General features: G+C 66.3%; 14 protein-coding genes and 2 pseudogenes. 10 read left to right on the top strand and 6 right to left on the bottom strand.

What is annotated here, in order from left to right; all coding sequences use genetic code 11:
- From M3A49_RS18125 to M3A49_RS18115, 3 genes and pseudogenes are all read left to right on the top strand, one after another.
- Positions 1 to 297, top strand: a pseudogene (locus tag M3A49_RS18125) (acetyl-CoA C-acetyltransferase); the annotation flags it as partial.
- Between the two features lie 258 nt (positions 298 to 555).
- The gene (gene phbB / locus M3A49_RS18120) at positions 556 to 1299 is read left to right on the top strand and encodes an acetoacetyl-CoA reductase (protein ID WP_266229963.1); all 744 of its coding nucleotides are present in this window, start codon (positions 556 to 558) and stop codon (positions 1297 to 1299) included.
- Between the two features lie 231 nt (positions 1300 to 1530).
- Complete coding sequence (locus M3A49_RS18115; protein WP_254354744.1) at positions 1531 to 2286, top strand: IclR family transcriptional regulator; 756 nt, start codon at positions 1531 to 1533, stop codon at positions 2284 to 2286.
- A 12-nt stretch (positions 2287 to 2298) separates the two neighbouring features.
- On the opposite strand, the gene M3A49_RS18110 is transcribed toward M3A49_RS18115, so the two are convergent.
- Entirely contained in the window at positions 2299 to 2877 is a 579-nt protein-coding gene (locus M3A49_RS18110) for a VOC family protein (protein ID WP_266229962.1), read from the bottom strand.
- A 145-nt stretch (positions 2878 to 3022) separates the two neighbouring features.
- On the opposite strand from M3A49_RS18110, the gene M3A49_RS18105 reads away from it, so the two are divergent.
- The 3 genes from M3A49_RS18105 to M3A49_RS18095 all read left to right on the top strand — a co-directional run bounded on the left by M3A49_RS18105 (position 3023) and on the right by M3A49_RS18095 (position 6939).
- Positions 3023 to 3874 (top strand): fumarylacetoacetate hydrolase family protein, encoded by an 852-nt coding sequence (locus tag M3A49_RS18105; protein ID WP_266229960.1) that lies wholly within the window; start codon positions 3023 to 3025, stop codon positions 3872 to 3874.
- 73 nt (positions 3875 to 3947) lie between these two features.
- Positions 3948 to 5489 carry a bifunctional 3-(3-hydroxy-phenyl)propionate/3-hydroxycinnamic acid hydroxylase gene (locus M3A49_RS18100; RefSeq protein ID WP_266229959.1) on the top strand — a complete coding sequence of 514 codons (1542 nt, stop codon included), beginning with the start codon at positions 3948 to 3950 and terminating at the stop codon, positions 5487 to 5489.
- A 127-nt stretch (positions 5490 to 5616) separates the two neighbouring features.
- Complete coding sequence (locus M3A49_RS18095) at positions 5617 to 6939, top strand: MFS transporter (protein ID WP_266229958.1); 1323 nt, start codon at positions 5617 to 5619, stop codon at positions 6937 to 6939.
- Positions 6940 to 6952: 13 nt separating this feature from the next.
- Here the strand turns inward: M3A49_RS18095 and M3A49_RS18090 are convergent, their stop codons facing one another.
- Positions 6953 to 7249, bottom strand: coding sequence for a hypothetical protein (locus M3A49_RS18090; protein ID WP_266229957.1), 297 nt, complete (start codon positions 7247 to 7249; stop codon positions 6953 to 6955).
- Between the two features lie 69 nt (positions 7250 to 7318).
- Between M3A49_RS18090 and M3A49_RS18085 the strand changes: the two genes are divergently transcribed.
- Complete coding sequence (locus M3A49_RS18085; RefSeq protein ID WP_266229956.1) at positions 7319 to 7897, top strand: hypothetical protein; 579 nt, start codon at positions 7319 to 7321, stop codon at positions 7895 to 7897.
- A gap of 33 nt (positions 7898 to 7930) precedes the next feature.
- Positions 7931 to 8167, top strand: coding sequence for a hypothetical protein (locus tag M3A49_RS18080; protein ID WP_266229954.1), 237 nt, complete (start codon positions 7931 to 7933; stop codon positions 8165 to 8167).
- Between the two features lie 39 nt (positions 8168 to 8206).
- On the opposite strand, the gene M3A49_RS18075 is transcribed toward M3A49_RS18080, so the two are convergent.
- The 3 genes from M3A49_RS18075 to M3A49_RS18065 all read right to left on the bottom strand — a co-directional run bounded on the left by M3A49_RS18075 (position 8207) and on the right by M3A49_RS18065 (position 11244).
- Positions 8207 to 8995 (bottom strand): ABC transporter substrate-binding protein, encoded by a 789-nt coding sequence (locus M3A49_RS18075; protein WP_266229952.1) that lies wholly within the window; start codon positions 8993 to 8995, stop codon positions 8207 to 8209.
- 57 nt (positions 8996 to 9052) lie between these two features.
- Positions 9053 to 10207, bottom strand: coding sequence for a pyridoxal phosphate-dependent aminotransferase (locus tag M3A49_RS18070; RefSeq protein ID WP_266229951.1), 1155 nt, complete (start codon positions 10205 to 10207; stop codon positions 9053 to 9055).
- Between the two features lie 158 nt (positions 10208 to 10365).
- Positions 10366 to 11244 carry a LysR substrate-binding domain-containing protein gene (locus M3A49_RS18065; RefSeq protein ID WP_028206849.1) on the bottom strand — a complete coding sequence of 293 codons (879 nt, stop codon included), beginning with the start codon at positions 11242 to 11244 and terminating at the stop codon, positions 10366 to 10368.
- Positions 11245 to 11382: 138 nt separating this feature from the next.
- Here M3A49_RS18065 and M3A49_RS18060 point away from each other — a divergent pair, with 138 nt between their 5' ends.
- Positions 11383 to 11667 carry a LysR substrate-binding domain-containing protein gene (locus M3A49_RS18060; protein ID WP_266229950.1) on the top strand — a complete coding sequence of 95 codons (285 nt, stop codon included), beginning with the start codon at positions 11383 to 11385 and terminating at the stop codon, positions 11665 to 11667.
- Positions 11668 to 11777: 110 nt separating this feature from the next.
- A complete protein-coding gene (locus M3A49_RS18055; RefSeq protein WP_266229949.1) occupies positions 11778 to 12188 on the top strand; it encodes a hypothetical protein in 411 nt (136 codons plus the stop codon).
- Between the two features lie 56 nt (positions 12189 to 12244).
- Here the strand turns inward: M3A49_RS18055 and M3A49_RS18050 are convergent.
- Positions 12245 to 13092: pseudogene (locus tag M3A49_RS18050) on the bottom strand (LysR family transcriptional regulator).
- Positions 13093 to 13194 lie beyond the last annotated feature (102 nt).

The raw sequence follows: 13194 nt of genomic DNA, 5'->3' as shown, positions 1-13194 counted from the left end.
GCGTCGAAGCGTGCGCTGGAGCGCGCGGGCTGGTCGGTGAACGACCTCGATCTCATGGAGATCAACGAGGCATTTGCCGCGCAGGCGCTGGCCGTGAACAAGCAGATGGGCTGGGACACGTCGAAGATCAACGTGAATGGCGGGGCGATTGCGATCGGACACCCGATCGGCGCGTCGGGCTGCCGGATTCTCGTGACGCTGCTGCACGAAATGCAGCGCCGCGATGCCAAGCGCGGTCTGGCCTCGCTGTGCATCGGCGGCGGCATGGGCGTGGCACTCGCGCTCGAGCGCGCTTGATCCTGCTTGACCCCGCTTTCGAAGCGGGAAGCAGCGTAGTAACCAGGTAGCAAGCGGCTCGTCGCGCGAGAAGCAGCGGCGAGCCGCCAGTAGCAGCAACCACGCGCAATACTAGAAATTGATCAGAAGCCGCGCGGCATTCGCCTTGTCTTCGTCCTGGGTGGAAGGATGAAGCCGGGCAACAGTGTATGTGGCGCCTGCACGCATAACGCGTAACGGCACGGTTTTAGTGATGCTCAACTCTCGCGGACATATAGGATGACTAATCGTATTGCATTGGTGACAGGTGGTATGGGCGGCCTTGGAGAGGCCATCAGCGTGAAACTGCATGATGCGGGTTATCGCGTTGTGGTGACGCACTCGCCCGACAACGCTGGCGCGAAGGACTGGCTGGCGCGCATGAAGGATACCGACCGCGAATTCCACGCGTACGGCATGGACGTGGCCGACTACGATTCGTGCCAGCGCGGCGCGCAGAAGATCCAGAGCGAGATCGGCCCTGTCGATATTCTCGTGAACAACGCGGGCATCACGCGCGACATGACGTTCCGCAAGCTCGACAAGGTCAATTGGGACGCCGTGCTGCGCACGAATCTCGACTCGATCTTCAATATCTCGAAGCCGCTGTGCGACAGCATGGTCGAGCGCGCGTGGGGCCGCATCATCAACATTTCGTCGGTGAACGGTTCGAAGGGTTCGGTCGGCCAGACCAACTACGCCGCGGCGAAGGCCGGCATGCACGGCTTCACGAAGTCGCTCGCGCTGGAAGTGGCCCGCAAGGGCGTGACCGTGAACACCATTTCGCCGGGCTATCTCGCCACGAAAATGGTGACCGCCATTCCTCAGGACATTCTCGACACGAAGATCCTGCCGCAGATCCCGATGGGCCGCCTCGGCAACCCGGGCGAAGTCGCGGCGCTCGTGCTGTTCCTGTGTTCGGACGAAGCGGGCTTCGTGACGGGCGCAAATATTCCTATCAACGGTGGCCAGCATATGCAGTAAAGCTATGCTAAACATGCATCGCGAATGAATGATGTCAGGCGAATTTCGCCAAGGCGATGCGCAGGTACATGTGGCACCGGTAATCCGTACCGACCGCCGCATTGCAGGGGACGCGTAAAGCGTGCCCTGCAATGCGGCGGTTTTGCATGGTGCCGCCAGGTTTGCGGGGCACGATCGTGGTGAGGCGTGCCGCTATAATTGGCCACCCCACGCGCGACCGGAGACCGGCCTTTGTCGAGCATTGCGAAACTGCTGTCCATCCTCGAACTCTTTTCCGAGGCGCGGCCTTTTCTTTCCGCCGAACAGGTAGCGGCCGAACTGCAATGCTCGGTGCCGACCGCTTACCGCTATCTGCGCGAACTCGTCGATACGGGCATGCTGCTGCGCTTCGTGGGCGGCGAATACGGGCTCGGCCCGCGCATCATCACGCTCGACTACCATCTGCGTATTTCCGATCCGCTGTTGAAAGCGGGGCAGCCGGTCATGCGCGAACTGGCGGAGCAATCGGGCTTCGACGCCGTGATGTCGCGCTGGTACGGCAATGAACTCGTCGATACCCACCGGGAATCGCACGACGCCGTATTCGACCTGCGCTATGGACGCGGCCGTCCGCGTCCGCTCTTTCTTGGCGCCGCGCCCAAGGCGATCCTTTCGACGTTTCCCAAGGCGAAGCTCGCCGCGTTGTTCGAGCAGTACCCCGAGGACATCGCGGCCAGCGGACTCGGCGGCTCGCTCGAAGAATTCCGCGCGAGCCTGCTCAAGATCCGCCGCGCGGGCTTCTATCTCTCGAAGGGCGAACTCGAAGCGGGCATGTCCGCCGTCGCTTCGCCGCTGTTCACCGACGCATCGGGCGAAGCCGTGGCCGCGCTCGCGCTCGTCGTGCCGGAGCAGCGCCTCGCATTCTTCAACCTCGAGCGCGTGGTCGAGGCCGTGAAGGAAGCCGCCGCGCGCATTTCCACGCGCGTGCGTGCATTGATCGAGTCATAAAGCGGCGCGGCGTCACGCTACGCCCATGCGCACCGCCATCTCCCTCTCCCACACCGCGCGTGGCCGGAAGCCCGGCAACGTGCTCGCATGGCGTTCGACCTCGGCCAGCAACGCGTCGTCGGGCAGCGTGAAGTCCACGGCGACGCGCATGGGCTGATCCACGTACCACGGCGTGTCGATGAAGATCTCCAGCCGGTTGCCCTCCGGGTCGCGCGCGTAGAACGAAATCGCATTGCCGTGCGTGACCGGAACGATCTCCTCCATCCCTTCCTCCACGAAGCGCCGGTGAAAGTGCTTGAGCGTGGCGAGACTGTCCGCCTCCAGTGAAATCTGGTTGATCGGATTGAACGCCAACTGCTCGGGCCTGCCGCTCGCCAGCACGATCTGGTGATGCACACGCGGATCGCGGCTCAGAAAGACGAGGTTGACCGTGCCGCGCGGCGAGGGCAGCGTGCCGCGGTCCGTCACCGTGAATTCGAGCACCCGCGTATAGAAGTCTTCGACCTTCGCCATGTCGCTCACGAAAAAGCCCATGTGGCTGAGCGTGAGGCCGGTTCGCTTCGTGGCTGGTTCGGTGTTCGGCAGAGTCATGCTGTCTCCAGTGATAGTGATAAACCCTGATAAAAATCAAGTTGTGCGACGCGTTTTACGTAGTGTATTCTCAAAATACGATAAACATATCAAAAAATACGCGTCTCGCTTTTAGCGAAAACTTACTTTTTATCATTGGAGCATCATGAAACTCGCCAGCTTTTCCACCCATGAAGGTTCGTCGTTCGGCGTCGTGCGCGACGGCGCGGTGTTCGACCTCAAGAAGCGCCTGGGCAGCCGTTATGCCGACCTCAAGTCGCTGATCGCAGCCGGCGCGTTCGCCGAAGCGGACCGCGCCGCGAGCGAAGGCAAGGGCGACTATCCGCTCGCCGAAGTCACGCTCGAGCCCGTCATTGCGAATCCGCAGCAGATCTTCTGCGTGGGCCTGAACTACGCTGAGCACGTGAAGGAGACCAACCGCGAGACCACCGAGCAGCCCGTGATCTTCATGCGCCTGCCGGCTTCGCAGGTGGGCGCGGGCGAGCCGATGCTGCGTCCGCGCGAGTCCACGCAGTTCGACTACGAAGGCGAGATCGCCGTGATCATCGGCGAGGGCGGTCGGCGCATTGCCGAGGCCGACGCATGGCGTCATATCGCGGGCTACAGCTGCTACAACGACGGCTCGGTGCGCGACTGGCAGCGCCACACGGGCCAATGGGGACCGGGCAAGAACTTCTACCGCACGGGCGCGTTCGGCCCGTGGATGGTCACGAGCGACGAGATCGAGCCTAACGCGCTGATGACGCTCGTCACGCGTCTGAACGGCCAGGAAGTGCAGCGCGCGACCACCGAGATGCTGATTCACGGCATCGCGAAGCAGATCGCGTATCTCTCCACCTTCACGCCGCTTTTCCCCGGCGACGTGATCGTGACCGGCACGCCTGGCGGCGTGGGCGCGAAGCGCAATCCGCCGCTGTTCATGAAGCATGGCGACGTGGTGGAAGTCGAGGTGGATCGCATCGGCATGCTCCGGAATCCCGTCGCGGACGAAGCGTAAGCCGCAGGACGACGCCCGCACGCTACGGGCGGCGCAGTCATCCACGCAGTTAGCTATGGATCAGGTGAATGGGATGAAGGATGTCGTAAACAATTCGGATTACAGATCAAATCCGGATCCCGAGTATGACGTCGCGATCATCGGCTGCGGGCCGACGGGCGCGACGCTCGCCAATCTGCTCACGCTGCGCGGCCTGAAAGTCGTGGTATTCGAGCGCGACAAGGACGTGTTCCAGCTGCCGCGCGCCGTGCACTTCGACGGCGAATGCATGCGCGTGTTCCAGGCTGCCGGGATCGCGCAAACGCTGCTGCCCAATCTCTTCGTCGGCCCCGGCATGAAGTTCGTGAACGCGCGCGGCGAGCTGATGATCGACTGGACCCGGCCCGGCGGCATCGGCCCGCAAGGCTGGTGCGCGAGCTACAAGTTTCATCAGCCGGATCTCGAACGGGCGTTGCGCGCGCAACTATTCGCGCGCGGCGGGGCCGACGTGCACTTGCGTCACGAGGTGTTCGCGCTCGACGAACGCGACGACCACGTGCGCATTCGCTTCGAGGACACGGCGCAAGGACGCCTTGCCCACACCACGGCGCGCTACGTGGTGGGTTGCGACGGCGCGCGCTCGACCGTGCGCCGCTTCATCGGCACCGAGCTGGCGGATCTGAAATCGCACGAGCGCTGGGTCGTGGTGGACGTGCTGCTGGAAGGCGAGCGCGCCGATCTTGGCGACTACTCGATCCAGTATTGCGACCCCGCGCGGCCGATCACGTACACGCGCGGGCCGCACAACCGCCGCCGCTGGGAAATCATGGTGATGCCTGGCGATGACGAGCGCCGCATCGGCACGCCGGAATGGATCTGGGAGCGGCTCGCACGATGGATCACGCCCGAGCACGCGCAACTCGAACGCTCGGCGATCTACACATTCCATTCGGTGGTCGCGCAGGGCTGGCGGCGCGGCAGGCTGCTGATCGCGGGCGATGCCGCGCACCAGACGCCGCCGTTCATGGGGCAGGGCATGGCCGCGGGCATACGCGACGCCTCGAACCTCGCATGGAAGCTCGCCGACGTGATCAATGGCGCGCTGCCCGACGCGCTGCTCGACACCTACGAGAGCGAGCGCGAGCCGCACGTGCGCACGTTCATCGAAACGGCGGTGCAGCTTGGCGGCGTGATCCAGGCCACCGACAGCGACGCCGTTGCCGCGCGCGACCGCGAGATGACGGCGGCGATTTGCGAGTTTCGCACGCCCCAGCCGCGTCTGGGCCCGGGCTGGCACGCCGGTGCGGTGGGCGGCGATATCGGGCCGCAACCCGTGTTCGAAGACGGTTCGCGCCTCGATGACGCCGTGGGCTATCGCTTCGCGCTGATCGTCGACGAAACGCTCGCGCAACACGCGCAGGACGCGCTGACGAACGCCGCACAACGCGAGCGCGTGGCGATCGTGCCGGCCACACGCCAGCCGCTGCGCGCCTGGCTCGCGGACACCGGCGCGCGCGCCGTGCTGCTGCGGCCCGACCGCTACGTCGGCGGCGTGGCGCACGATGCGAGCGAACTCGAAGCGCTGCTCGAACGCGCAGGCGTTGCGCGTGCGTTGCAGCGGCGCGAGGCCGCTTGACCCAGCGCCCGGGCGGTTCGCAATCCAGCACGGCTGCCCGGGCCGATGCTTTTGAAGAAGAGGCGCAGGACGAAGATCCGATAGCTGCAACCTCAAGCGCCGCCAAGTCCATCAACAAGGAGAGCATATGGAGACGACACCCACCCTGCCAGCGTCGCACACTGCGGCGCCCGGCCTGACCCGCGCTCAATGGAAGATGATCCTCATTGCGAGTCTGGGCGGCTCGCTGGAGTTCTATGATTTCGTGATCTACGGCTTCTTCGCGCATTCGATCGCCGCGCAATTCTTTCCGGCGAGCGATTCGCTCGTGAGCATGCTGCTCACGTTTTCGGTGCTCGCCATCGGCTATATCATCCGGCCGCTCGGCGGCATCGTGCTCAGCAGCCTTGGCGACCGCATCGGGCGACGCCCCGTGTTCGTTGGGTCGATCGTCGTCGTGACGCTCGCGACGATCTGCATTGGCCTGTTGCCCAATTACGCGCGCTGGGGCGTCGCCGCGCCCGTCGCACTGATCGGCCTGCGCGTGCTGCAAGGTTTTTGCGTGGGTGGCGAAATGCCCGGCGCGATCACCTACGCGGTGGAAGCCGCGCCGCGCCGCGCGGGCCTCGCCGCCGGCATGATCGTCTGCGCGATCAATACGGGCGTGATGCTCGCGACGATCGTCAATCTCGTCGTGCAGTCCGCGCTGACCCCCGCCGACGCCGCGAGCTACGGCTGGCGCATTGCGTTCCTCGTGGGCGGCCTGTGCGGGATCGTTTCGTATCTGCTGCGCCGCAATCTCGACGAGTCGCCCGAATTCCGGCAAATGCAGGGCGCCGTGGTGAAGCAGCCGTTTCGGGAAACGCTGCGCCACCATCGCGGCGCGGTGGTGGGCGGCGCGTTTTCGATCGCGGTGATGGCGGGCTTCAACGGCGTGCTCTACGGCCACATGCCCGCGTATCTGATCGAGACGCTGAAATACGCGCCGCGCGAGGCGGCACTCGCCCAGAACGCGTATCTGCTCGTGAGTTCGGTGGGGCTGCTCGCGGCGGCCTGGGCTGGCGACTTCGTGCCGCGCCGATTCTTGCTGCGTGGGTCGTGCGTGCTGCTCGCCGCGCTCGCCTGGCCGTTCTATACCGCGCTCGCGACGCACAGCGTGAACGTGGTCGTGCTATTCGTGCTCGCCGCGCTGGTCTTCTCGCTCGCCAGCGGCACGTGGGCCGCGGTCCTCGCCGACCTCTTTCCGGTGCAGGTGCGCTTTAGCGGCATCGCGCTCGCCTACAACGTTTCGGTGGTCGTGTTCAGCGGGTTTGCGCCGTTGCTCTGCGCGGCTTTCGTGCGCATGAGCGGGTCGCCCGCCGCGCCCGCGTGGTACGTGATCGGCTCGGCCCTGGTCGCGCTGGTGGCGAACCTCGGGCTGCACGCCTCGTCGCGCTCGCGCGTGGAGCGCCCGGCGGCAGCCGCCGGTTAGGCGTGCGCGTCGCTCAACGAAAGCCTTCCGGCGTTTCGAACTCCGAATTGTCGACGTCGATGTCGATCGAGCAGGCGCCCTCGATGTCGGGCGGCGTCTGTCGCGCCGCGAAGCGCTCGCGCACGCGCTCGCGAATGCGCTGCTGGATCATGCGCCGGCGCGCCGTGTCCATCGCGGCGTAGCGCTCGAGTTGCGAGCGCGCGAAGCGCAGCGTGGCGGCGCAGCGCGCATCGGGCGTTCCAGCCGCGCCTGGGCACGCCCGATGCGCTAACCGGCGGGCGAACGCACGAATCGCGTGTGTGCAGCGCAAGACGCCTGGCAAGACGCGTGCGCGCTCGCACAGGAACTTCCACCCATCGAAGCCTGCAAGGAGAGCGCTATGTCCATGATCGTTGCAAGCCGCTTCACGACCCTGCACGAAGCGGAAGTGGCCGTGGACGAGCTGCGTTCGAACGGCTTCGTCGGCGAGGATGTCGCCTCGTTCTTCGTGAACCCGAGCGGCCAGCACGCACGGTGTCCGCTGGGCGGCGACGAGTTCGTCGACCCGGGCGCGCGCGGCACGTCGGTCGGCGCGGCCACTGGGGCGGCGGTAGGCGCGGTGATCGGCCTGGTGCTCGGCGTACTGATCTCGTACGTCGTGTTCCGCTCGCTGGTGGTGCTGGCGGTAGCCGCCGGCGTCGGCGCGTATGTGGGCACGCTCGCGGGCGCGCTATGGCAGACGAGGGGCGGCGGCAAGGCGCGCCAGCCCGACATCGGCCACGAGCCCGACGGCACGCCGAAGGCACGCGAGTCCGGCGTGCTGGTGGCCGTGCACGTGAGCCCGGGCACGCAGCACACGGCGGCGCAGGTCCTGGGCGCGGCGGGCGGGATGGAGATCGAGTGCGCCGACGGACGCTGGCAGCAAGGTCATTGGGCCGACTTCGACCCGACCCGCAGCATCGAGCCGCTGCGCGAATGAGAGGCAGCGCGTTGCGCTGACAAGGAGGCAACCATGAAGCATCGCGAGACCCCGGACGACGACGGCACGAACGTCAAGCGTCCGCAGCACGAAAGCAGCGAGCCGCTCGCGCGGCGTCACCCGCATGAGCCGCGCTCGGTGGGCCGCCAGGGACATAGCGACATGGAAAGCGGACAGGAGGACACGGACCGCTGGGGCGGCGATGCGTACCAGGAGCGCACGAAGAACGACGCCCACGTGAACCGCAATTCGCGCGAGGGGCGGCGCTGAGTTTGCGCATGCCATGCCCCCGCCCCCGCGCGCGGCGTATTACTTGGGCGAAACGTCGATGTCGCCGAAGTATTTGTGCGCGAGCGAGGTGACCGTGCCGTCGGACTCGATCTTCGCGATGGCCGCGTTCAGGCGCTCGCGCAAGGCCGTATCGCCCTTGCGGATGCCGAACGCCACGCCGCTGCCCAGAATCTTGTCGTCGCGCACGGCATCGCCCACGAACGCGAAACCCTTGCCGTCGGGCAGCGAAAGAAAGCCCTTCTGGCCGGCGGGCGCGAGCACGAGCGTCGCATCGAGACGGCCCGCGCCGAGGTCCGCGTAAATCTGGTTCTGGTCCTGGTAGGGTACGACGGTCACGCCGGCCGGCTCCCAGTGCACCTTGGCATAGGTTTCCTGAATCGACGACTGCAGCACGCCGACACGTTTGCCCTTGAGCGACGCGGCGGTCGCCACGAGCCCGCTGTCGCTGCGCGCGATCAGGCGGCTCGGTACGCGATAGATCACCGTGGTGAAGTCGATGGCTTCGCGGCGCTTTTCGGTAGCGTTCATCGCCGAGTTGATGGCGTCGAACTTGCGGCCCTGAAGCGCGGGAATCAGGCCGTCGAACGACGTTTCGACCCATTTGCAGGTCATGCCCGCCTTCGCGCACACGGCATTGCCGATGTCGATATCGAAGCCTTGCAGCGTGCCGTCCGACGCTTTGGTTTCGAACGGCGGATACTGCGCCTCGACGCCGAAGCGCAGCAGGTTCGCATCGGCGAATGCCGGTGCCGGGCCGAGTACGCCGTACACGCATGCCAGCGCGAGGAGCGCGTTGAGTCGCTTCATGGTGATCTCCTTGCCTGCCAGTTCCTGGCAGTTTCGTTGTGTTTCGAATCGGGTGCGCTAGATCGCGCAAAGGCGGCGCGCGCCTTCGAGCAATGTTTCGTCATCCTTGGCAAAGCTCAGGCGGATAATGCCTTCGTCGGTGCCATCGGTGTAGAACGCCGAGAGCGGAATCGTCGCCACGCGTGCGTCGCGGATGAGCCGCAGCACGAAGTCGCTGTCGCGCTCGTCGGAGAAAGACCGGAAGCGTGCGAGCATGAAAAAGCTGCCTTCGCTCGGCAGCAGTTCGAATCGCGAGGCTTCCAGCGCGCGCGCGAGCAGGTCGCGCTTGTGCTGGTAGAAGGCCGCGAGTCCCAGATAGCTCTGCGGCTCGGCAAGCGCCTGCGCGAACGCATACTGCATGGGAGTGTCGGCGGAAAAGACCGCGAACTGATGGACCTTGCGGATCTCGTCCATCAGCGCGGCGGGGGCGAGGCAATAGCCCACGCGCCAGCCCGTGACGTGATACGACTTGCCGAACGACGAGACGATCACGCTGCGCTCGGCAAGCTCGCGATAGCGCGCCATGCTCCGGTGCGGCGCGCCGTCGAACACCACGTGCTCGTACACTTCGTCGGAGAGAATCACGATGTCGGTGTTGCGCGTGAGCGCCGCGAGCCGCGCGATGTCGTCCTCGCCGAATATCGTGGCCGTGGGATTGTGCGGCGTGTTCACGATGATCATGCGCGTGCGCGGCGTGATGGCCGCGCTCACCGCGTCCCAGTCCACCCGAAAATGCGGCTGCGCGAGCTTGATCGCCACGGGCTGCGCGCCCTGCAGGCGCACGATGGGCGCATAGCTGTCGAACGCGGGCTCGAAATAGATCACTTCGTCGCCGGGATGCACGAGCGCGCTGATCGTCGAGTACAGGCCTTCGCTCGCGCTCGCGAGCACGGTCACTTCGCTCGACGGGTCGTAGTGCGCGCCATGGAGCGTCTCGAACTTCGCGGCGAGCGCTTCGCGCAGGTCGCCGAGGCCCGCCATGGGCGCGTACTGGTTGTGGCCCGCGCGCATGGCGGCGGCCACGTCATCCACGAGTTTCGCGTCCGGGTCGAAATTCGGCGCGCCTTGCGAGAGGTTCAGCGCCTGATGCTCGGCGGCGAGCTGGCCGATTACCGTGAAAATCGTCGTGCCTACATCGGGCAGCTTCGAGCGGGCCTGCGCGGCGCTCTGCATGGTCGGTCTCCCTTCGGGCGGCGTGCGGCCGCATGGTGTGACAAATGCGAGGTTGCCGGAAGATCGGGCCTTGCGCGAAGCGCCCCATTACGCCGAAAGAGCGACCCGCGTGCAATCGATTAATTCTCATGGCCGCCATGCGCTGCCCTCATGGCGCGCTACGGCGTCGAGCGGTCCTGGCCGATCCAGTCGCTGAACAGCTGCACCTTCTGCTGCTGGGCCACGCACTCGGGATACACGAAATAGTAGCGCGAGCCCGTGGGCACGGCGAGGTCGAAGGGCATGACGAGGCGCCGTGTCTCGACATCCTCGCGTACGAGCGTGCGGTCGGTAATGGCGATGCCAAAGCCCTGCATGGCGGCAGTGGCCGCGAGATCGAGCGATTCGAACGTGGGACCGAGATCGGCATCGACCTGTTTCGCGCCCGCGCGCGCGAGCCACAAGCGCCAGTCGGCGTGGTCGCGCGTCGGGTGCAGCAGGGTCTGATGGGCGAGGTCGTCGGGCGTGACGAGCGCTCGGCGCGAGAGCACTTCCGGCGTGCAGACGGGCGTGAGGTATTCGTCGAAGAGCGGCACCGCGTGCACGTCGGCGCCGGGCGACGAGCCGTAGATGATCGCCGCGTCGAAAGGCTCCGCCTGGAAGTCGACTTCGTGTCCCCACGTGGTCGTGATCTGGATCTGCAGGTCGGGGTGCTCGTTCTGGAAGCGCATGATGCGCGGCAGCATCCAGCGCATCACGCAGGTCGGGACCTTGAGCGCAAGTTCGGTGCGCTGGCGCGTGAGGCGCTGAGAGGCTTCCTCGATGCGCCCGAAGCCGTCGCGCACGGCGGGCAGCAATTGCTCGCCCTCGGCGGTGAGCGTGAGACCTTTGGACGAGCGGCGAAAGAGCGGCAGGCCGTAATACTGCTCGAGCGCGAGGATTTGCCGGCTGACTGCACCTTGTGTGAGGCAAAGGTGCTCGGCCGCGCGCGTAAAGCTGCCGTAGCGGGCGACCGTTTCGAAAATCTGCAGGGCGTTGAGGGGGGGAAGGCGTCTCATGGCGGTCGTTGGGCGGCCGGGCGAGTGCGCGCAGCCGGCGGGAATCGAGCCGCCATGATACGACGGCCGCCCACTTCAATCATCCGCGCCGCCTGCGCTTTGCGCCGTGCTTGCCGCGCGTGCCGCGTCGATCGTGGCGTGCGCGCCTGCGAAGCCCAGGGCGTGCAGTTGCGCGTGGTCGACGAGGTGCCGCGCATGGTCACCGCGATCAATCTCGTGGCCGCAGGCGGCGGCGTGACGCTCGTGCCGGCTTCCATGCGGCGCTACCAGCAGGAGAGCGTGCGCTACTGCCGCGTGGCTGGGGACGAGGCGTTTCGCGCGCCGCTGCATCTCGTGACGAAGCCCGCCGTGCGCAATCCGGCGGCGGAGCGGTTCCGCGAAACCGTGTTTGCGTTTGCCGAGCGTTCGCGCGAGGCCCGCTGAGGCGCGCAAATATTTTCGTGCGGCCCCTTTCGGATTGCTCCGACCTGCCGTTAACCCGTATGCCTCGATACGGGCGCCGGGCGCAATCACAAGAGCAAAACGAATAGAAAGTGGCAACGAGAATCATCGAAGGAGCGGCAGTGCGGGCGGCCGCCGGGCGCGAGGCGCCCATTGCAGGCCGGCCGGCGGCGGTGCGCCTGCTCATCAAGCTGCGCGAGCACAAGGCGCGGCTCATGCTGCTGGCCGTCGCGGCGGGCTGTGTCGTCGCGTTCGCGTCATGGCTGGACGACCAGCTGCGGCCCGCGCTCGAAGCGCGCGAGCGCAACGAACTGAGCGAGGAAGTGGCCGAGGAGATGCGCGCAACCGTTGCGCCCTGCGTGCCCAGCGCGGGGCACACCCGTACCTCGTGGTGCGGCGCCGTAAGGACTGCGCCGCCACCGCCGCGGCCCGTCACGCCGCTTCCTCTCATCGCGGGTGCGCCCGCGGCGTTCTGCACGGCCAGCGGCAGCCCGTCCTGCTGATGGCTTTTTGCGCGTTGCCGTTCACTGCGAAGTGCTGATGCGTGAGACGTGACACGTCACCCCGGCGCCTCGCCCGCCAATCCCTCACACGTCTCGAACAACAACGCCCGAGCCCACTGATGCCCTGGCGAGCGATGCGTGCGCTCGTGCCACGCGAGCGTCTTGGTGAACCCCGGTATCGCGAGCGGCGGCTCGACCACGGCGAGCCCCTGCGCGTCCTTCACGAGCCAAAGCTGTTCACCGACACCGTCACGCGCCGTGCGCGCCCCACGCGCGCCAGCGCCTCGTCCGTGACGCCGCTCAGGCTCCCGCCCGCATACGACACCAGCGCGTGATCGAGCGCGCAAAAGCGCTCCAGCGTGAGTCGCCGCGCGGCGGCTGGATGATCCGCGCGCATCACGCACACGTAGCGCTCGTCGAACAGGCGGCGCGCATGCCGGTCGGCGGGCGTGGTCTCCGGCGTGATCAGGGCCAGATCCACGTCGCCGCTTTCCAGTTGCGCCTGCAGGCGCTCGTGCTGCACCGGCACGATCACGGCGTGCACGCCAGGCGCCGTTTCCCGCAGTCGCGCGAGATACGGCACAACGACTGCGCGCAGCGCGTAGTCGGTCGAAGCGAGGGTCAGCGTCATCTCGGCCTCGGCCGGCGCGAAGGCCTGCGGCTGCAGCATCCGTTCGATCTCGCTGAGCACCTGCTTGAGCGGCGCAGCCAGTTGCAGCGCGCGCTCGGTGGGCACGATGCCACGTTGCGAGCGCACGAACAGCGGATCGCCGAAACTCTCACGCAGACGCGTCAGCATCGCGCTCACGGCCGGCTGCGTGAGCGACAGACGCTGCGCGGCGCGCGTGACGTTGCGTTCGTCGAGCAGGGCGTCGAGCGCGCGCAAGAGGTTCAGATCGAGCATTCTGATATCAACACGGTTTATGACGGAGATAATGATCCGCGATTGGATTTATTTCAGCATAGCCCGCGTGATTTCTCGTGTCGACCGCACCTAAACCGACAG

Origin of the sequence: Paraburkholderia sp. CNPSo 3076 (assembly GCF_026343935.1) — a bacterium.
In the GTDB taxonomy this organism is placed as follows: Bacteria; Pseudomonadota; Gammaproteobacteria; order Burkholderiales; family Burkholderiaceae; genus Paraburkholderia; species Paraburkholderia nodosa.
This window is presented reverse-complemented; position numbering and strand designations above follow the sequence as displayed.